At 40.9% G+C, this 19,835-nt stretch carries 20 protein-coding genes; 7 read left to right on the top strand and 13 right to left on the bottom strand.

Features of this window, described 5'->3' with window-relative positions:
- Positions 1-8: 8 nt before the first annotated feature.
- On the bottom strand, positions 9-1,400 hold the full coding sequence (locus IGI88_RS13960) for a glycoside hydrolase family 1 protein (protein WP_086299340.1): 1,392 nt from the start codon (positions 1,398-1,400) through the stop codon (positions 9-11).
- A 171-nt stretch (positions 1,401-1,571) separates the two neighbouring features.
- On the opposite strand from IGI88_RS13960, the gene IGI88_RS13955 reads away from it, so the two are divergent.
- Positions 1,572-2,342, top strand: coding sequence for a MurR/RpiR family transcriptional regulator (locus IGI88_RS13955; RefSeq protein WP_086299339.1), 771 nt, complete (start codon positions 1,572-1,574; stop codon positions 2,340-2,342).
- A gap of 23 nt (positions 2,343-2,365) precedes the next feature.
- On the opposite strand, the gene IGI88_RS13950 is transcribed toward IGI88_RS13955, so the two are convergent.
- Positions 2,366-3,103, bottom strand: coding sequence for a MurR/RpiR family transcriptional regulator (locus IGI88_RS13950; protein ID WP_086299338.1), 738 nt, complete (start codon positions 3,101-3,103; stop codon positions 2,366-2,368).
- Positions 3,104-3,117: 14 nt separating this feature from the next.
- Positions 3,118-3,621 (bottom strand): GNAT family N-acetyltransferase, encoded by a 504-nt coding sequence (locus tag IGI88_RS13945; RefSeq protein ID WP_086299337.1) that lies wholly within the window; start codon positions 3,619-3,621, stop codon positions 3,118-3,120.
- A 171-nt stretch (positions 3,622-3,792) separates the two neighbouring features.
- On the opposite strand from IGI88_RS13945, the gene IGI88_RS13940 reads away from it, so the two are divergent.
- Positions 3,793-4,056, top strand: a complete 264-nt coding sequence (locus IGI88_RS13940; RefSeq protein ID WP_086299336.1) for a hypothetical protein — start codon at positions 3,793-3,795, stop codon at positions 4,054-4,056.
- Between the two features lie 113 nt (positions 4,057-4,169).
- Here IGI88_RS13940 and IGI88_RS13935 read toward each other — a convergent pair whose 3' ends face one another.
- From IGI88_RS13935 to IGI88_RS13925, 3 genes are all read right to left on the bottom strand, one after another.
- Positions 4,170-4,340 carry a hypothetical protein gene (locus IGI88_RS13935; RefSeq protein ID WP_429960680.1) on the bottom strand — a complete coding sequence of 57 codons (171 nt, stop codon included), beginning with the start codon at positions 4,338-4,340 and terminating at the stop codon, positions 4,170-4,172.
- 131 nt (positions 4,341-4,471) lie between these two features.
- Entirely contained in the window at positions 4,472-5,347 is an 876-nt protein-coding gene (locus tag IGI88_RS13930; protein WP_005235206.1) for a cation diffusion facilitator family transporter, read from the bottom strand.
- Positions 5,348-5,547: 200 nt separating this feature from the next.
- The gene (locus IGI88_RS13925) at positions 5,548-6,573 is read right to left on the bottom strand and encodes an NAD(P)/FAD-dependent oxidoreductase (protein WP_086299335.1); all 1,026 of its coding nucleotides are present in this window, start codon (positions 6,571-6,573) and stop codon (positions 5,548-5,550) included.
- 266 nt (positions 6,574-6,839) lie between these two features.
- Here IGI88_RS13925 and IGI88_RS13920 point away from each other — a divergent pair, with 266 nt between their 5' ends.
- Entirely contained in the window at positions 6,840-7,565 is a 726-nt protein-coding gene (locus IGI88_RS13920) for an alpha/beta fold hydrolase (RefSeq protein ID WP_005235202.1), read from the top strand.
- A 2-nt stretch (positions 7,566-7,567) separates the two neighbouring features.
- Positions 7,568-10,114 (top strand): bifunctional lysylphosphatidylglycerol flippase/synthetase MprF, encoded by a 2,547-nt coding sequence (gene mprF, locus IGI88_RS13915; protein ID WP_005235200.1) that lies wholly within the window; start codon positions 7,568-7,570, stop codon positions 10,112-10,114.
- Positions 10,115-10,179: 65 nt separating this feature from the next.
- On the opposite strand, the gene IGI88_RS13910 is transcribed toward mprF, so the two are convergent.
- Together IGI88_RS13910 and IGI88_RS13905 are read right to left on the bottom strand one after the other, a co-directional pair.
- Positions 10,180-11,139: an SPFH domain-containing protein gene (locus IGI88_RS13910; RefSeq protein ID WP_005235198.1), complete on the bottom strand. Its 960-nt coding sequence runs from the start codon at positions 11,137-11,139 to the stop codon at positions 10,180-10,182.
- Positions 11,136-11,411: a hypothetical protein gene (locus IGI88_RS13905; protein ID WP_016620494.1), complete on the bottom strand. Its 276-nt coding sequence runs from the start codon at positions 11,409-11,411 to the stop codon at positions 11,136-11,138. The genes IGI88_RS13910 and IGI88_RS13905 overlap by 4 nt, the downstream gene beginning before the upstream one ends.
- 184 nt (positions 11,412-11,595) lie before the next feature.
- Here IGI88_RS13905 and IGI88_RS13900 point away from each other — a divergent pair, with 184 nt between their 5' ends.
- Together IGI88_RS13900 and IGI88_RS13895 are read left to right on the top strand one after the other, a co-directional pair.
- Complete coding sequence (locus tag IGI88_RS13900; protein WP_429960854.1) at positions 11,596-12,006, top strand: organic hydroperoxide resistance protein; 411 nt, start codon at positions 11,596-11,598, stop codon at positions 12,004-12,006.
- A gap of 58 nt (positions 12,007-12,064) precedes the next feature.
- Entirely contained in the window at positions 12,065-12,499 is a 435-nt protein-coding gene (locus IGI88_RS13895) for a MarR family winged helix-turn-helix transcriptional regulator (RefSeq protein WP_008378623.1), read from the top strand.
- 50 nt (positions 12,500-12,549) lie between these two features.
- Here IGI88_RS13895 and IGI88_RS13890 read toward each other — a convergent pair whose 3' ends face one another.
- From IGI88_RS13890 to IGI88_RS13870, 5 genes are all read right to left on the bottom strand, one after another.
- Complete coding sequence (locus tag IGI88_RS13890; protein ID WP_008378626.1) at positions 12,550-12,912, bottom strand: hypothetical protein; 363 nt, start codon at positions 12,910-12,912, stop codon at positions 12,550-12,552.
- A gap of 278 nt (positions 12,913-13,190) precedes the next feature.
- The gene (locus IGI88_RS13885) at positions 13,191-13,559 is read right to left on the bottom strand and encodes a DUF7006 family protein (protein WP_005235188.1); all 369 of its coding nucleotides are present in this window, start codon (positions 13,557-13,559) and stop codon (positions 13,191-13,193) included.
- Positions 13,560-14,243: 684 nt separating this feature from the next.
- A complete protein-coding gene (locus IGI88_RS13880) occupies positions 14,244-16,403 on the bottom strand; it encodes a lectin-like domain-containing protein (RefSeq protein ID WP_429960679.1) in 2,160 nt (719 codons plus the stop codon).
- 18 nt (positions 16,404-16,421) lie between these two features.
- Positions 16,422-17,471, bottom strand: coding sequence for a DUF916 and DUF3324 domain-containing protein (locus IGI88_RS13875; RefSeq protein ID WP_194188326.1), 1,050 nt, complete (start codon positions 17,469-17,471; stop codon positions 16,422-16,424).
- A gap of 16 nt (positions 17,472-17,487) precedes the next feature.
- Positions 17,488-18,108, bottom strand: a complete 621-nt coding sequence (locus tag IGI88_RS13870) for a WxL domain-containing protein (RefSeq protein ID WP_005235179.1) — start codon at positions 18,106-18,108, stop codon at positions 17,488-17,490.
- A 139-nt stretch (positions 18,109-18,247) separates the two neighbouring features.
- Between IGI88_RS13870 and IGI88_RS13865 the strand changes: the two genes are divergently transcribed.
- Entirely contained in the window at positions 18,248-19,753 is a 1,506-nt protein-coding gene (locus IGI88_RS13865; RefSeq protein ID WP_429960678.1) for a helix-turn-helix domain-containing protein, read from the top strand.
- Positions 19,754-19,835 lie beyond the last annotated feature (82 nt).

Below are 19,835 nucleotides of genomic sequence, written 5' to 3'. Positions count from 1 at the left end.
AAAACCTCCTAAAATTCGTTTGAAAAACCATTTCTTTGAATCACTTCTTTAAACCATAGACCAGACTTTTTCACCGTTTTTTCTCCTGTTTCTAAATCTAAGCGATAAAAGCCATAGCGATTTTTGAACGCATTTTGCCAACTCCAACAGTCCACAAATGTCCACATGTGATACCCCAGACAGTTACTACCCTCCGTCATTGCTTGGTGAAGCTCAATTAAATGCTCTTTTAAAAAAGCAATCCGATAGTTGTCTTGTACTTGCCCCCCTTCGATAAATGTTTCTTCTCCCTGAATCCCGATGCCATTTTCTGAAACAAACCAATCAATATTCCCATATTCTAACTGGATTTTTTTGGCGATATCATACAAGCCATGAGGATAAATCTCAATCCCCCTTGAAGTATTCATCCTTCTGCCGGGCATCTCGTAATCATCGTAAAACCATTCTGGCGAAAAAACTCCCTCGGGATTAGGCAATGATTCTTTGGCTTTCACTCGCCGTGGACGGTAATAATTGATCCCTAACAGATCAATCGTTGTTTCAGCAATCAAGGCAAGATCCTGTTCTTCCACTCGTGGCATTTGGTCGTAGCGCGTTAAAATAGCCTTTAACTCTTGAGGGTAACGACCTTTTAATATCGCTTCATTAAGGGAGCGAGTATAGAACAGGTCTGCCATTTCCGCTGCCTTTAAGTCGGCAGGATGCTGGCTTCTTGGGTAAACTGGGATCACATCCATGATGATACCGATTTTTCCTTGATAAGTTCCTTGTCGAAAGACCTTAACTGCCTCACAGTGAGCAAGGATGATATGGTGAAGTACTTGTGCCGCTCGTTTAAAATCAACTACATAAGGATAGTGCCGGTCATGCAAATAGCCGGCTTCTGCTGGAATCATCGGCTCATTAAAGGTAAACCAGTACGCAACTTTCTCATGAAATAGATCAAAACAAATTTTCGCATACGCCCGATACGCTTCGATGACCTCACGATTTTCAAATCCGCCGATTTCTTGTAATTTCATTGGCATGTCAAAGTGATAAAGATTGATAAACGGTTTGATGCCTCTTTGATTTAACCCATCAAGCATTCTGGTATAAAAGTCAACAGCTTCTGGATTGACTTCCCCTATACCTTCGGGAATAAGACGTGACCAAGAGATCGAAGTCCGAAAAGAATTAAAAGAAAGTGCCGCCATTCGATCCAGATCCGCTTCCATTTCCTGATAAAACCTTGATGTATGTTCTGTTGTAACTCCTTCAAAAAACCGATGGTTATAGTTTTTTGATGCATAATCCCAAATGTTTTCTCCTTTATTGTCTCCAGCTATCGTTCCTTCTGATTGTGTCGCACTCGTTGCTGCACCCCAGAAAAAGTCCTTCGAAAAATTATACTCCATGTCGCCCTCCTACAATTCCTTTTTTACTAAGCGAAGCATCCGCTTACATTATTGAACAACGAAAGTATAGCATGAAGTAAAATCAATATAATGTTATAATCCTAAATAGAGAACGTTTTCATCCCTTGTCATTTGTTCCACAAAAAAAACACTTTGTTACGGAGGTGCATCATGCTTTTTCTTGACTACAATCCTGAACTTACTGCACTAGAATACGAGGTTTACCGATTTGTATCAAAAAACTTGGCTTCAGTGTCTAAAATGAAGATGAAAGAACTTGCCAAAGAGACTCATACCAGTACTGCTAGTATTAGCCGCTTTTGCAAGAAATTTGAATGTGATACGTTTACCGAATTTAAGATCAATTTGCGCTTTTACTTAGATTCTCTCGTAAAATCCAAAATATCCGATAGTGATGAATCTCAAACAATTGATTTCTTAAAGCGAGTAAACCAGCCCTTTTTATCTGAGAGAATCAATCGAGCAACAGAGATTCTTAAGAACAAAAGCTTCGTTCTATTTATTGGATCAGGCTTATCTGAAACGATTGCGGAATATGGCGCACTCTATTTTACTGACTTGGGAAAAACGGCATTAAAAGTTGACGATCCCTCAAATTATCCTATCGACTGGTTTCCAGAAGACATATTGTGCAAAACCGGTATCATTGTTTTGTCGATTTCTGGGGAAACACAAGAAATGATTCGATACTTACAAAAGTTAAATCAAAAAGATTGTCAGATTATTGCCATCACGAATACCGAAGATTCAACCATCAGCCAGTTATCCGACTTGACGGTGCCCTATTACATCGAAAGAGAGACCATTTTTAAAGCCAGTCAGAAAAAAGAGAAAACCATTGAACTGACTTCTCAACTACCAGCAATCTATTTAATTGAAAAAATTGCCAAAAGAATACGCCTATCAGAAGAACTTCTCTGATAGGCGTAGGTAGTTTTAATTATTCAGCGGCCTTCACAATCAGTAACTAAATCAAATAAAAGTTCCACCAAATAAATGGCTGGAATTTGTGAGGACAATGAATCAGCTTCTTGATTATCGGAATAATAATAAGCAAAATTTCGCTCAGATAGTTTAGCAATTGACGTTGTTGAACGATTTGTCAGTGAAATGGTTGAAATTCCAGCGAGGCTACATTCAGTGATCAAAGATTCAAGGAATGGATCGGCGCCTTTATTAGAAAAGACCAGCAACGTGGTTTCGCTACTTAAGGTTCGCCAAACGGATTTAATCGATGTTGCTTCTTCCTCTACGCTCACGATCTTATCTAAACGTGTAAACTTTTGTTGGGCATAGCTCAAAGCAAGTGTCGATTCCCTATCACTGGCTAAGATCAAAAGTTTTGCTTTACTTATTCGTTTGGCGATCGTTAATAATGTTTCTCGATAGAAGGATTCATCCATACGTTCAAAAAAATAGTGCAGGGCTTTTTTATCTTGTTTGAATAATCGATCAGTCTTTCCTTGTTTCTGTAACGTCTTTTTCAATTTGATTTTAAATTCTGAAAAACCTTCGCAATCAAATTTTCGACAAAACCGCAGAACAGTCGTTGAGCTAGTTTTTGTTGTATCAGCCAGTTCACGAATAGACATCGAACAGACTTCTGCTTGTTGATTTAAAACGTATTGAAATAGTTGCCATTCTTTCTTACTGAACGACTTATTCTTGGCAGTGAGTTCCATTCGTTTTCTCCTTGTTACGCCCCTTCGTCTCCAGCAATCTTCTTCTCATAAATAAAATCATCCATAACAAATCCCGAACCAATCGTAACGGTGCGTTCAGAAACGCGTTCAAAGCCGCGATGTTCATAAACAGCGATCGCCTGCTGATTTTGTTTGTTGACGTTTAAATGCAACGTTTTGCCTGAGGCGATTTCCTCATACCAATCAAAGACTTGGCTGGCATAGCCTTTGCCTCTTGTGGATAGGTGGAGATACAGTTTACTTAAATAAATCTGCTGCGGCGTTTCTTCATACGCTGTATACCCCACTGCTCGGTCACCTTCCATTAGTAAAAGATAGACGGCTCCTTGCTGGACTTCGTTTTGAATCGCTGCTGGTGATTGATAATGAGCCAGCATATACGCGACTTGATCCGAACCAATGATTGGTGTAAACACTTCTGGCCAGATTTCTTTGATCAAACGATCCAACGTTTGGAAGTCTTCTGGTGATTGAATGATTTTTTGTGTAATTGCCATAAGAATCCCTTCTCTCTGTTGCTGTGCGAAACAGAAACTCGCTTATAAATATCTCTATTATAAGGGAAGAACCAAAAAAAGAAAGGGCACGTTGAATAAAGATCCCTAAAAGTTTCAAAAGATGGTAAACTAGAAGTGAAAAAATGGCTACAAAAAGGAGGTAGCAATACGATGCAACTCTTACAACTACTTTTACTGGCAATCATTTTTGTTTCTTTCTTCATGGTGTTGATTGGATGGGTTTTATCGATGACCAATGGCTTGATCTTTTCTCGTTTTCCTCAGCAATTTAAAGCACACGCTCATGATCCTAACTATGAAAAAGAACGACAAGCAGGCAAGCGCTTGAAAGAGATTATATTTCGAGGCATTATTCCTTTAGGAATAGCCTCTTTGCTCGTCTATGGATTAACCGCACTATTAAACGTCCTTTAAAAGTTTTTAAAAAGACTTGAACGAATCAAAAAGTAACCGGCATCTTTTCCTGTTGATCAATGCCCCTTTCGCTTTCGCTGTGGGGAACATCAATGCATAAGATGCCGGTTTTTTTATTTGCTTACTGCTGCTTTAGAGGCTTGAACTTTTTTCAGTAAAGCGAAGAGGACTTGGCTATCATCGATAGTCGCAATATATTGTTGGCAAATTGCCATCATTTCTGTTTCATCCATTTTATCTAAAGAAATAACTAATTCATTTTCTACTACCTGCTTATTATTCATAGGGCTCCCTACTTTCTTCCTTTGTTACCTCTAGTTTGCCATGAATGAGCAGGTTCCGTAAGAACTTTTCAGTTTACAAACAGGAAACGGGTGGTTTACATCCTTGTCCTACCAAGGTTTTTCCAGAAAATTTATTCGGTAGCTGGCTCAATGTGGATGTCAGTATCAAACACCTGAAAACGATCAGCTAAGAGATCTTCAATAGCATCTGCCACGTTATGACTCTTTTCAACCGTCAAAGATTTGTCCATCGTCACGACGACATCAAGAAAAACATTGGCGCCATACATTCTTCCTCGAATCGATTTAACAGATTTCACTTCAGAAAAACCAGCGATTGCCGCTTCATACTCCACGACTAACGATTCATCAAACCCATCAGAAAGTGAAAAGGCACTCTCGCGAAAAATATCAACGGCGGTTTTGATAATCAAAAGAGCTACCACGATCGCAGTCAAACTGTCTAACCAACCGATACCAAATGAGGCGGCAAAAATAGCGATCGCCGTTCCAATACTTGTCCACGCATCGCTGCGGTTGTCTTTCGCAGCTGCTAGCAAAGCGGAGCTTTTTACGCGAGCGGATAATCGCTTATTGTAGTAATACATGCCATACATCAAAATAGCTGAAATGATACCGACGACTGCCGCAATCATATCGGGACTTTGCGTTTCACCGAGTAGAATCGTTTGAATGGAGGACCATAAAACCTGCAGACCGACCGCCAGCATAATCAAGGATGTTACGAGACTCGCCACATTTTCTGCTTTCCAATGACCATATTTATGGTCTTCATCTGCTGGCTTTTGAGCCAAACGCAAACCGATCAAAACAGCGATAGACGCTACGATATCCGTCGCATTGTTTAATCCATCCGCCCATAATCCTTCAGAGTTTGCCAAACGACCAATAACTAGTTTGGCGATGGAAACAAAAATGTAGGCAACGATACTTAAGATAGCGCCTCTTTCTGCTTGTTTTAATTCTGCATATCTTGTTTGATTCATGTCATCCCCTCCAATTAGTCAACTTGAAAATAATAGCTGAAATTTTCATCAATTGCATCATTTATTTGAGAGATTTTATTTTTTAGGAGTGGCAAACATTCACTTCTAGTGAAACGAATTTCTGTTCTGAGGCTACCAAAAAAACAGGACTCCCAAGGGAATCCTGTTTTTTGCTTTTTTTCTTTCACAAAGAATCGCTGCTACTCGTTCACCAGCAGCTGTCGATTTCTTTCACTAAATTTCTCGTTATGGGAAGAAACCATCGCTTGTGGGACACTAGCGGGCTCTAAATACTGTTTGATCTGGTTAACTGCTTGCGCAGCATCTTGAAAGGCGCCTGCCAAAAGATTCACTTTGCCTTTGAAGTAATGGATGTCACCAGCTGCAAACACACCGGGATGGCTGGTTTTTGTTGGAATCTCACAGTTCAAATAAAAATCTTCATGACGCGCGAGATCAAAGGAAACTTTATCTAACAAGGCACTGTCCCGGTCATAGCCATGTTGGATCAACAAATGATCGCATAAAAAATCGATCGTTTCTTGGTTAGCACTGTTTTTTAATCTTAGAACCATATTGAAGGTTTCGGCTTGATTCACCCCGTCAATCGTGTGATTCATCAGCACTTGAATCCCTTCTGCTTTCATCTTCTTTACTTGTGCTTCATGGGCCTTCAATTTCTCGCCCCGATAACAAAGCGAAACTTTTGCCCCATAAGACGCCGCTTCAATCGCATAATCAACTGCTGCATCCCCGCCGCCAGAGATCACAAGATGTTTGCCTTGGATCGCTTGCTGGTCAGGAAACTGATAGTGGATATAGTTGTCGACATTATTATGGATGAAACAAGGCAATTTTTGCGGAGAAACGACACCGCCGCCAATACAAACTAAAACGGTGCGTCCAACATGGGTCCTCCCTTGGTCATCCACTGCATAAAAAAGATCGTCTTCCTTGGTCAATTCGATGATTTTCGTTTTCAGATAGATCGTTGGATCAAACAACTTAGCCTGTTCAATCAAGTGTTCTTTGACTTTCTTCCCCTTGGTTGGCGGCAATGCACCCACATCCCAGACCATTTTTTCAGGATAAAAATTGATCTTCCCGCCTAATTCGGCTTGTGCTTCAAACAATACGACCGATAGATCACGTAATCCAGCATAAAAACTCGCATAAAGCCCCGTGGGCCCTCCTCCGATAATCAGAACATCTGCTATAGTGGTCATTGGCTAGCCTCTCTTTCATAAATGAAAATCATTCTCAATTAGTTAGTTCGATTATAGTCAACGAAACCGTGTTTGTAAAGAATTTTCTGAAAACAAATTAATTAACTTAGCCGATTATTTTTATTTACATTGTAAAGAAAAAAGCCTTTTCCTAAATATCTGCTAAAGAAAAAATGAGTAGAATGTTATTTTTTCTCATTTTATCTAGTGATATGTTTGTGATAGCTACTGACTTCAAGGTATACTCTTAGAAAGTAGGTGAAAAAATGAAAGTTGAAAAATGTTACGCACCCTTACCGGATGGGTCTGTCCTCTATTACGAAAAAACCGGTTCAGGATGCCCTCTTTTTTTATTGCACGGAAATGGCGGTAGCAGTGCCTATTTCTCAAAGCAGGTCGACGCATTGCGACAAAAACATCAATTGTACTTAATCGATAGCCGTGGGCATGGCAAGTCCACTAACACACAGAAAAAGATCGATTTTTTTAAAATGGCAACGGATCTTTTAGCAATCATTCAGCAAGAAAATTTGTCTAAAATCGCCCTATTAGGATTTAGTGATGGGGCTAATCTAGCAATGGTCTTTTGTCATCTTTACCCTGAGTATGTTAGTTGTATGATTTTAAACTCGGGCAATACTGAGCCACGGGGAGTTAGACTCTTTTCTCGAATGGGGAGTGTCTTGCAATATCTGATCGTTTGGCTTTGTTCCCCATTCTCAAAAGGAATGCGGGGCTTTCTCCCTATTTTGGGATTGTTGTTTCGTCCAATCGGTTTATCTACAGCCGATTTGAATCACCTCAGTGTGCCGACATTGATTTTGGTCGGCAAACGTGATTCGATCAAACTTTCCCATTCTTTTTATATTGCAAACAGTATCCCTCAGTCCAATTTTATCGTCGTCAAAGGACAAGGACATAGTTTTGCACGAAAGAATCCAGAGGTATTTAACACGAAAGTATTATCTTTTTTAGAAAAGGTCGGTGAATAACTATGAGAATCTTTACTTGGCTCCGCGACCACCGCTCACTGTTTAAAACACTCTTCTTGATTGCAGTAGCCGTGATCGTGTTGGGCGAACTGCTTTCATTAAGCAAGACGATCTCCATTGATCAATTAAAAGAGTTGTTTGCGCAACTGGCACTTTGGCGAGTGGCATTAATGGCTGTCATTGGGTTATTATGTGTCTTGCCAATGGTCTTATATGACATTGTCTTGAACCGCCTATTAGGGGACAAACCTGATCGCCGTTATTTGCTGGAAACCAGCTGGATCATCAACACTATGAACAACTTAATCGGCTTCGGCGGCTTCATCAGCATCGGATTACGCTCGGAATTTTACGGCAAAGGAAAAAAAGGCAAAGAAGTTGCCCAAGCAATTTCGAAGATTTTTATTTACCTGATGTCTGGTCTTTCGATTTTATCCCTTGCTGCACTAGCCTTCGTCTTATTTGGTCCAACGACAGATTATCTGCAACAGTATTGGATCTGGCTTTTAGGTGGTAGTCTTTATTTTCCAGTTGTCTATGCCCTTAGTTTTTCCAAAAAAAATGCTTACTTAGGTGGACTGCAACGGCGTGATCGTCTGCAGTTGATCGCCGCTTCCTTATTAGAATGGCTAGGTGTTTTTGCAGCCTTCTTTACGACTGGTCTCTTGATGGGCATCTCGGTGGATGTGTTTCAATTGTTGCCACTTTTCATCGCTGCCTCCGTGATTGGGATCGTTTCGATGATTCCCGGAGAACTTGGAACCTTTGATGTAATGATGATCATGGGAATGGGCTCACTGCAGATTCCCCGTGAAAGTGTCATTGCTTGGCTGTTGCTTTTCCGCCTGTTTTATTACATCATTCCCTTTTTGATCGGTTTGCTTTTTTTCTCAAAAAATGTCGGCGTCTCCCTCAACCAGCGCTTTTCTGGTATTCCAAAAAGCTTGTTGTTGGAAGTGTTCCACAAGATCGAAGTGTTGCTGCTTTATTTGACGGGAACGATGTTGGTGCTCTCCGCCACGATTCCAGAAGCCTTTGATCAAATCAAATGGTTAGCCCACCTCAATCCGATTCGCTTGAATTTTGTGATGCAGTACCCGAGTATTTTTCTCGGTTACCTCTTTTTAATTGCCGGTCGAGGGATATCTGCCCGTGTCAGTCGCGCGTACGTGCCGACGCTTTTGTTGATTGCAGCAACAATCGGTTATGCTATTTTTGCGGGCTTCCGTTTTTCGACCATGCTGTTTCTTCTATTATTATTAGCAATCATGATTTTTTCAAAAAGCGAGTTGTTCCGTAAACAACTCGTCTTCTCGTGGGAATGGCTGACGATCGATGGTTTGTTAATTGGTTCGTTGACGATCCTCTATGTCATTATCGGGGTCTACAATATGCCTCATATCAATCGACATCCAACGCATCACCATTCGATGGATTTTTTGCTTTTCCCTTCTGAAAAATTATGGCTGCAAGGGTTCGTTGCGATTTTATTCGTCGCCATTGCGATGCTGCTGTTTGCCCGGTACTTGATGGGACCAAAACACCAATTAGGCGTCAGTGCTGCCACTGATAAAGTGAAACATGTTTTAAATACTTACGGTGGCAACAGCGACAGCCATCTGGTGTATCTAAAAGACAAGAAAGTATACGTGTATCCAGAAATTGGCGAGCCGACGGTCTTTTTTCAATTTACGACCTTTAATAACAAATGTTTAGTCATGGGGGATCCTTCTGGGAAGCAAGCAGACTTTCCACAGGCACTGGAAACTTTCTTAACAGAAATGGATCAATGGAATTATCTGCCGGTCTTTTATGAAAGTAGTGAAGAAATGGTGATGCTGCTGCATGAATTTGGGTATGACTTTATCAAATTCGGTGAGAAAGCTTATGTGGATCTACCTAGCTTCACCCTCTCAGGAAAGAAAATGAAGGGACAGCGGGCATTGAACAATAAGATCACTAAAGAAGGCTTTACTTTTGATGTGCTCACCCCTCCCTTTTCAGCCGAAACATTTGCAACGCTTAAGGAAATTTCTGACAACTGGCTAGATGGACGGAAAGAAAAAGGGTTCTCCCTTGGGTTCTTTTCAGAATCCTATCTAAGCACCGCACCAATTGCTGTCGTCCGTAATCAGCAACAGGAGATCGTCGCATTCGCTTCCTTTATGCCCACCTATCAAACAGGCCTAGCATCCATTGATTTGATGCGCCACGATCCTGAAAAAGCGCCGAATGGAACGATGGATTTCTTGTTTATTCAGCTATTCGACTATTTTAAAGAACAAGGCTACCAACAATTTGATTTAGGCATGGCACCATTAGCCAACGTTGGTACTTTCCGAAGCAGTTTCTTGCAAGAGCGGATCGCCTATCTCGTTTACACCTTTGGTTCTCGTTTCTATTCTTTTGAAGGGTTACGCGAATACAAACAGAAATATGCCGCTTCTTGGTCCCCTCGCTACATTTTATACTCTCGGGATAGTTGGATCGGGTATGTCATGATGGCCCTCTTGATCGTCGATAATCAATCGGCGGAAAAAACGAAGTAAAAAAGGTTCCCATACTCCTCTTTCTTTTCGGAGTATGGGAACCTTTTTCAATTGTTGTGCTTAACTTATTCAGCCGATTTAGATGGTGCATTTTCCCAAAGTTGTTTGACGACTGGAATATTTCCCAGTTCCGTCATATTTGATGGCAGAATGACCGTATTGGTATTGCTATTCACCACATCTCTGAAGGCTTCGATCCCTAGATATGATAGTGAGCGCTCGTCGAGCTGGCTTTCTTTGATTGCTTCATTGATGGCTAAAATCCGTTTGCGTTCAGCTTCAGTGATTTTCGCGATTCGTTCTGCTTCCGCCTCGGCATCAATCCGTACACGCTTTGCCCGCGCCTCGGCATCGATTTGAGTTTGTTCCGCTCGGGCTTCGGCGTCGATCGTCATTTGAGAAGCTTTGGCTTCTGCACTCAAGACTGAAGAAGATTTCTCACCTTGGGCTCTTGTGATCATCGATTCTTTGTCTCTAGAGGCAGTGATCAATTTGTTCATTGATTCAATGATTTCTTGCGAAACTTTGATTTCCCCAATGTTGATTCGGTCGATCGCTAACCCATAGCCTGCCGTGATATCTTTGATTGAAGTAAACAATGCTACGTTGATTTCTTCAGTCCCATTTAAAACTTCATTTAAATCCATTTTCCCGATGATTCCCCGCAAGTTCGACTGGGCATCTTGGATCATTGAAACAACGGAGTTTTCATTTTCGTAGACAAAGGCACGCACATCTGTGACATGGTATTTGATTGCTTCATCAATTTGAACGATTACATTATCTTTTGTGATTGCACTTTGGGGTTCGATCTCCAAAGGAATCTGTTTCAAGGACACTCTTTCTCTAACTGTATACAAAATCGGAACAAGAAAATGAAGCCCTGGTTCCAACGTTCGAACGTACTTCCCAAAACTTTCGACAACTTTGACTTCCCCTTGACGAACGATCACAGCAGTGCTTGCAATCAGCCAAATCAGAATCACTAATACTAAAATAACTAAAATAATTTGGATAATGATCATTGTAAAAACCCTCTTCCATTTTCAAATAATGTATTGTTTACACGGGTCAATAAGACACCGTTTTCAACCCCGATAATCTCTAACATGACATTTTCAGCAGGAATCCCTGCAATCACCCGATATTCTGTATAGGTGCCATAAAGCCGTATATAGCCTGAATAATGATCCGTCAACGATCGAAAATAGCGCCCTACCGCTCGTTTTTCCATATAATCTACGATGATTTTCACCCTCTTTGCCTTCATGCAGTAAATTTGAAGCTTCAAACTCATTTGTTAATCTATTACAAGTGTTACTAACTATGATAGCACGTTTCACCCAAGAGAACAGTAAACTTATGCTGATTCCGCTTTTTTTTAGAAAAAAAAATAGAACGAAAACCAATTCCTTGCATTTTTCATTTAAATTGCATACAATTTAATTGTACAAAATATAAAAATCAGGAGTGAAGAAATGATGAAAAAAATGTATTCGACTAAAATGATCAACACTGGTGGCCGTTCAGGAGAAGTACACAGTCCCGATCATTCATTTGAGCTAAACATCACTGCACCTGGCAAACGTGTCGAAAATGCTACCAATCCAGAACAACTTTTTGCAGCTGGTTTTAGTGCTTGCTTCAACAGTGCCCTTGAATTGGTGAAAAGCAGCAAAGGAATCGATGGTGCTTCTACGGTGAGCGCACAAGTGACCTTATACGCAGAAAGCGAATCCAGTTTTGTCTTGGGTGTTGAGATCGAAGGTCAAATCGAAGGATTGTCAACAGAAGAAACACAAGAATTGCTTGAGATCGCTCATACCGTATGTCCTTATTCAAAAGCCACAGCTGGCAACATTGAAGTGACTGTCGAAGCCGTTAGCGAGTAGACTTTCGTTGAAAAAACAGCTATGATAAGAGGCGGATATTAGAAAAAGGGGTGAAAACATGAATGTCTTAGCGTTAGAAAACCAATTGTGTTTTCCTCTATACGCCGCTTCAAAAGAAATTATCAAACAGTACAAAGACTTACTGGACCCGTTGAATTTGACCTATACCCAATATTTAGTGATGTTGGTGTTATGGGAAGATGAAGCGATCAGTGTCAAAGCATTGGGGAAGCAATTATGTCTCGACTCTGGCACACTGACACCGGTTTTAAAAAAGCTTGAAGCAAAAGGCTACCTAGCAAGAAATCGAAATCAAGACGATGAACGTTCTTTGCGGGTCACATTGACTGACTCAGGCAAAGCGCTCCATGAACAAGCGTTAGAGATCCCCTACAGAGTGACCGAATTCTTGCCTCTTGAACCGGAAGAACTGTCCGTGCTCCATCAATTGACGACAAAAATGGTACAAAAATTTCAAGAACAAGAAAAATGATCCGCTGTTTTCACAGCGGATCATTTTTTTATCATGCAAACGAGTATTCTTTAAGAAGCTTTAGTTTTCAATTCACCAATCACATTTAGCAACTGGGTTAATTGTTCAGGATCTTCGATTTTTCTGATGGCGATTTTCACTAATTCAAAAATCTGGTCATCGGTTAGGCCTGTCTGTAATATCTCCAATTCACTTACAGCTGGCTGAAAGCGACGAGCCAAGACTGATCCGCTCATTTTGATACTTGCAATCTCCAGAACTCCTTTGTTTACTAACTTGCGAATCACGGACAGTGATGTGTTACGGTTTAAGCCGAAACGTTCACTAAATTCTGTACAGCACAGAGGTTCATCCACAGCCCAAAAACAAACTAAGACTTCCCACTCTTTTTTTGAAAAACTCAAGTAATCCATAATTGCTCCTTTCCATGCCGATGAGGCTGGTTCTTATTTTCTAAATTAAAACAATCGCAGCTATTTCAGTCAGCTGGCTTTCCTCTTCCTTTTTTCGATTGTTTTTTCTTTCACTAAAAGGATTATATACCAATAATAATCTATTTTATTCATAATTTCAAAATAATTTTTATTTTAATGATAAATAACATGTTTAATTATTCTTTTTCTTGATAAAAAAAAACGACTAGATCAGCTAGTCGTTTTCTTACTCTACTTGATATTCCTACGAGAAGTGTTTATTGAACACTGAAGATCAAACTCTCATGCTCTTGTTCTTTTAAGGAATAGCCACAAAATTCTTTATTCAAATTCGGAAAATCACGTTCGATCATCTGAATAATCTCGATTTCCGTCAACAGTTTGTCTTCTGACAATTGCAGCGAGTTCAACAAAACAAAGCGAGAATCATAGCCTAAAATTTCCGGCATCAACCGCCAAAAATTTGTGCTGTCAATTTGTTGGATCGTTTGTTCCATAGCAACAATCAAGTTTTGCACGTGTTCATAGACTTTAGGATAATCAGATTTTAGTAGATCCAACAGTGCTTGGTCTAGCACTTTATCTAAATAAGCCTTTGTATCGGTATAAATTATTGAAGAAATCACTTATTTCATCAATCCTTTCATTCAAATGCCATATTCGACATTGTCAAGGATGGCTCCTTGTTCTTATATATAGCATACTATCGGTGATTTTCGTTCTCAGATTAAGGATAGAATATAGAAAAAAAAGAGAAGCGTATTTTCTTGTCCCCTAATCTTACTCCACAATAGCAAAATTTTGCTAAACTGATAAGCAAAGCGATTCAGCACCTATCGAAAATGAGAAAATTGTCAGATTTCCTTCCTTTTTTATCTATAGCGATTCCTACCCATCGGGCTCTGTAACTGCCAATAGCCTCGCAATTACACACTTCCACGCCCCCCCAATAAACGTAGGTTTTTTCTCATTTTAACAAACGTCTTACACAGCATAATTTCAGACAGAACCTTATACAACATGTATAATTAAATTATAGAAAGTCATCAAAATAAAACGAAACGAGGAGTGGATCACAGATGAAGAGTCATTGTAAATGTGGAAAAAAAATGAATGCCCATGAAAAAAGCTGTCCAGACTGCAAACACAAAAAACAGCAAACCTTAGAATCCTTGGAAAAATTCGTTAGATACGGCAGTTTTGCTTTAGCAGGCCTATCATTAGTTTTAAAAATTGCGAAAAGCCGCCAAAGTTAAAGGGACCGACATAAACTTTTAGACGAAAAAAACGCCTTCTAGGCGTTTTTTTTTCTATTCATTAATGATTGTACTCTCCAACAGCCAGTTGACTGTGCCTGTATAGGTACCTGGTAAAATCAAATCTAACTTGGGGACAAAGCGAAAGTAGCAATCATATTCCTGAAGATCCAAGGTTAAGTCCGTTGCTCCTGTTGGCTCCTGCTGGAAAATCACTTGTTCTTCAGAAGTGACAGAAGCCACCAGCTGATTGGTCACCGGATCATAGAGTACCAACTGAATTTTCTCTGCCAATAGTTGCTGCTCTTGCATAAAATCCTTTATCTGTCCACTTAACTGCCAGGTTCCTTCGCTGGTATTGCTGATAGACAAAAGGGCTTCTTGATCAAAAGCAATCGCTATATAAGCAAAGCCATCGTCTCTGATGGATCGTACCAGTTCATTCAAGGTCACTGTCGCTGTGATTGAAGCAGGCGCACGCTGAAATTCTACAATCCCACGAAAGTCAATCCCATAATAACGTGTCGCCGATCGATTGCCTTCTGTATCGATCACATAGGAAGCCAGATAATAGGTTGTGCCTGGTTCTAGTTCTTCGGTGTCTAACACCAATGTATCCGTTAGCGGCTCCGACAATGTTCCCCGTTCAACCAACGCTGCTTCAGAGAAATCGGTTTCGGTGATTGTCACATCCTCCGTAAAGAACTCTGTGACATATATTTTGGCTTGGGTCGAGTTTTGGTCATCAATCGTGATCGGTATATAGGAATTGCGCTTTTGCCGCACGATCTGCAGGTCTGCTTTTGCTTCTGCCAATGACGCCGAACCTGTTGTAAGCGTTGGTGGAAAGATTCCAGTCATTTGATAATAATGAATTTCTGGATCACCTGACGTCATACTGGAAACAAAAGCATTTCCATTAAAAACAGTTTGGACAGGGATGGCTATATCTAAATTCTGATTGAGGGGCGCTTCTGTGTAATTGACGGAAAAGTGAACGATGTATTCATTCCCTTTGACCATGTCAGGCAGTGTCGCAACCAATTGCCCATTTTCAATGACAAAAGGTAAGGCAGTTCCGCCTTCCGGCATGCCATTAACCATGATTTCACTGGCTTTTCCAAAATAAACCGCCTCGGGAACTAATGATAGTCCTTCTGGAAAAAGCGATGAGAGCAAGATTCCCGATTCCAAGTCAGCTAGATCACTGGTGCTTTTATAGGAGAGATAGGTCGCATAAGTAATGGTTTTGCTATTGTCGACAGTGGCTGGCTGGGAAAGTGTCGTACCAGTATCCAACAATAGTTTGACTGGGTCTTTTTCAAAAACACCGGTTCGCATCTCAAGTTCTACTAATCCTTCAACATCGACAAACGCCACTGCTTTTTCTTGAACATAGCCCCCGTTTGCACCAGTAAAACCAAAATAGACCGGTGCACTATTAGTCAGGTTCAAATTTGATTTGAAGGTGTCATCAACAGGTACCGTCACATCAACACCGAAATCTGGTACGGTGTAACGCAACGTTTGCGTTGGCTGATCAAAAACTACTGTAAAACTATGCCACACCCCATCGGAAATATCACTTACTGATACCGTATCACGATGATTTAAGACTTTATCGATAATCAGCCAGCCATCGGTGGTATATGCGTCATTTGAGCCGGGAAAATTCCATGCGATATGATGGCCGGAAGGAACATCGCGATCCATCATACCGTCCCCAGTCAAACCGGCATTATTATAGAACGTATCGAATTCAATCGCAAAACTTTGCGGGATTGCCCCCGTATTTAAAGGAGTCGTTCCTCCTGTATTTGACCAGACGCCAATCGTCGGTCCTGCTTGTTCTGCCAGCGCATTTAAGCCATTGCTTTGCATCACAAAAGCGAGCCCATCGCTGTCCGTTGCTGTATTATCGATACAAAATGCCATTTCTAACCGAAAAGAGCGAGTAAAAGAAACCGGCTTATTGAACCAGACACCACCACTGGAGTTGGTAGTAGCTCCATCATTAATCTGAACATAATTAACGCCCGGTTCCCCTTGTGGCGACCCCGCTTGTCCCACAGGAGTGATCAGAGAATCGTCAATCGCTAACGTAGGAAAATCTGGCGCAGATACCGCAGCATGGACGATTTCTTGTTTCCCACATAGCAGCAAAATGCTAAAAAAGAACACATAGCCCCATCGGATAATGCCAAACTTTTTCATCACTGTCCTCCGCTTTCTTCATTCTGACTCTTCTTGCACTGACAGCCTAACATCTGCTTCTGCTTTTTTACGTCTCCTATATAAAATGAACAAGAGAAGTAGGACAAACAGGAAGAGAAGTAGCCCTCCTGCATAGAGCCAGTACTGTTTTTGAAGATACGCTGCACCTAACGTTGTCTGACGGTTGATAAGGTTGGCTTGCTTGCGATCAACCACCACCGAATCCTCAAACACCCATGTTCCTTTAGGCGCATTCAACTCAATCCGTAATAGATAGGTCCCCGGTTCGAGAATGTTCTGATCAAAGGCACTAAACAGCTCCAAAACCGAATTCGGAGCTATTTGAAAATTCTCTGCAGAAAACCCACCGACCTTGTTGCCGCTATCTTGCTCACGTATCACTGTTTTGACAGTGATGTTGCCAAAGGCTGTGGGCTGATCATTGCGGATCCTACTTTTGAGAGCTGTAGAACCATATCTTTCCACCGCCTCAGAATTGACCAAAGACAACTGGGGGTCAGGCATGGTTGCTACATTCTGACGCAAGCGGATCCCTTGTTGAATTTTATAGTTGGCTTGCAGATTTGTTTGCTGACTTTCAATTGTTTCCGCCGGTTCTTCTTCAAAGTCAAACACACCAAGTATTTCTCCTGCAAATTCTTTTGCCTTCATTGAAAGGGTAAAATGGACCTGACGACTTTCTCCAGGGTCAAGCTGGATCGTCTGTCTCGGATTTTCAATCAATTGACTAAACGAGATTCCTTGGTTCTCTTCGGCGGTCTGTTCTGCTTGGTACGCGATGATCCCAGTAGAGGCCGTATAACTATTTAGTGCTGCTGCTTTAATGGTCAACGGCTCTGAACTTGTATTATGAAGGGCAACGGTCAAATTCTGTTCGGTCTCATGATTTACCAGTAAGTCGAAATAACTGACGTCACTGACTTGATTTTGGGGAAGTTCTGGGGTTACAGTGAACCGTGTGGTCTGTGCATGACCGGTGACTTTCGTAAAGCAACACAAACTGATAAAGAAACTAATGAGTACGAAGCACTTGATTTGTTTTTTCATTGTCGCCCTTTCCTTGCTATTCTGCTTGATAGGTGTTTGATAATGTCCAAGTGATCGTTCCACTATAAGTGCCGCTGTTCACATTTTGTTTTGGTACGGTTAATGAAGCATTGGAAAAGTTAAAGTCATTGGTTGCTAAGCCGGTCGTCCCATTAGCAGAAGCGATCAATGTAGGTTCTGTTGCCCCTACCATCAATTCGGTGCCCGATACTAGCGTTGCATCGCCCGAAGCCGTTGAACCATTTAAAGTGACTTTGGCATTTGCTAGCTCGTTATCGCTGGCATTCGTCATTTTCGATAATTGCGCAGTCAACTGCCAGCCAGCTTGATTTGGTCCACGGTAATCCGTGATCGATGTCACTTCATCCGACGTTGTTTGAATCACTTGTTCATCGGTAGCGATATCTTGGATACTGCTTGTACCGAAGTTAAAATTGGTCACCTGATCCAGTGACAAGATTCCTTGTTCGATCGTTAGTGTTGCTTGACTCGTCATTGAAGCCGTTGGATTCGCTTCTGCTGCAGCTGCCGCAGTGGGCGCCATTCCTAAACCCATTCCGACCAAACCTAACATTCGTACCTTTTTGTTCATTTTCATCTCTTCCTTCACTTTTTTTAATGAGAAACCGAGGGTCATCGAAAAAACAGCCTTAAAAAATAATAATTTAATTGGTGTTTTTTCATTCTATTCTCATCTATCATAAGTATAATCCATCATGGTTATCATACGGTTCACAGATTTAGCGTAAAAAAAACGCCAAAAAGGAGAATCCCTTATGTATCGAGAATTCATTTCTCCCGCAGAAGAAAAGAAATTAGAGATTTTCAAAGTTGTCTGCAATTCCAACGGAGTGACATTGGTCCAACTGTCAGAAGTTTTGAATATCCCGCAAAAAAGCCTGCAAAAATATATCTATTTTTTAAATGAAGATTTGCAGCTGCTCTCACCTCACATGCTTCTATCAAAAAATCATTACAATCAGTATTTTCTTGATCGAACAGAGGATGATGAACCTTTCTATGCACAATTGATGTATCATTACTTGCTCAACTCCACACAATACAACCTGATTCATTACTTGATTGGGCGCCCGCAAATGACCTTGACTCAATTATGTTTGGATTTGCATGTCAGCCAATCGCATATGTATCGGTTGATCAAGAAAATCAACCAACTATTGGAAAAATTTCAAATCCGAATTCGAACAGACCTGAATAATCGCATCGTTCTTGCTGGAAAAGAGCTTGATATCCGTATTTTCACCTACAGTTTCTTGACCCAAAGTGCGCCTGCTGATTTGTGGCTATTGCCGAGCGTTTCCCATATAAATGTCGAAGAGTTTACAGCGTTCTTTGCTGTTTCTCACTTTGATCCGTTGACGAAAAATAAACTCGCTGCATTTTGGCAAGCAGTGGTCAGCCGAACGATCCAGAAAAAATATTTACCGCCGATTCCTGAAAAATACATGGGATTGATGAATTTCTATTGTTTTTTACCAGAAGAAATTCTCGAATCACTTTTTTTGAGTGCCGATTATGCCTCAGAAAAGATGCTTCAGTCAGAGTATCTTTACTTGAATTTCTTTTTGCATGTCTTTTTGCCAGGGGTTGTTCCCCAAGAAAAGAATCAAACGATCATCCAAGAGATCAAACATTCTGATACTGATCTTGTGCGCTTTTTCACTGCAATGATCAAAGATTGGCACGATACCTTTGCTCCAAGTCAGGAAGCCGCCGAATTCGAAAAATTATTAAGCAGCTGTCTACTGGTCTTCAATCTATCGATCATTATCGGCATCGATCTTCTGGAAGTGTGGCAGCTAGAACACCAACTGTTGACTGAAAATGCTCCTTCCAAAGACAGAACCTATGAAGCAATCTGCACCCTTTTACTGACCCATGTTGAAAAGTATCCATTTGCTGACTTGGATAAAGAGTATTTTGAACAGACACAGTTGCCTTATCTGGCTCATCTCTTGTATTTGGAAACACAGATGAATACGCCCCCGACCGTGTCGATCTATATTCAAACGACGATTCAATACCGCACAAAGCAAATGATTGAGACGAGGATTCGTTCGATTTATTCTAAAGCTTCTGTGACTTTCGTCAAACAAATGGAAGCCGCAGATTTATTGATCACGGATAATTATGAAGAAGTGATGTTTTCCGAAAAATTAGTCTTACTGTCTAACCTGCAAGCCGAGCAAGAGTGGGCAGCCGTTTTTGCAAAGATCAATCAACTGATGATGACCAAGATGTTTGCCGAACAAGGAAAATAAGTTGCCGATTCCATTTTCATCCGCAAAAAAAGCCCGAGCCTCTTTGCTCGAGCTTTTTTTCTACTATTTTAGTCCTAGGAAT

The organism is Enterococcus sp. AZ179, from assembly GCF_050498885.1.
Classification (GTDB): Bacteria; Bacillota; Bacilli; order Lactobacillales; family Enterococcaceae; genus Enterococcus_D; species Enterococcus_D entomosocium.
This window is presented reverse-complemented; position numbering and strand designations above follow the sequence as displayed.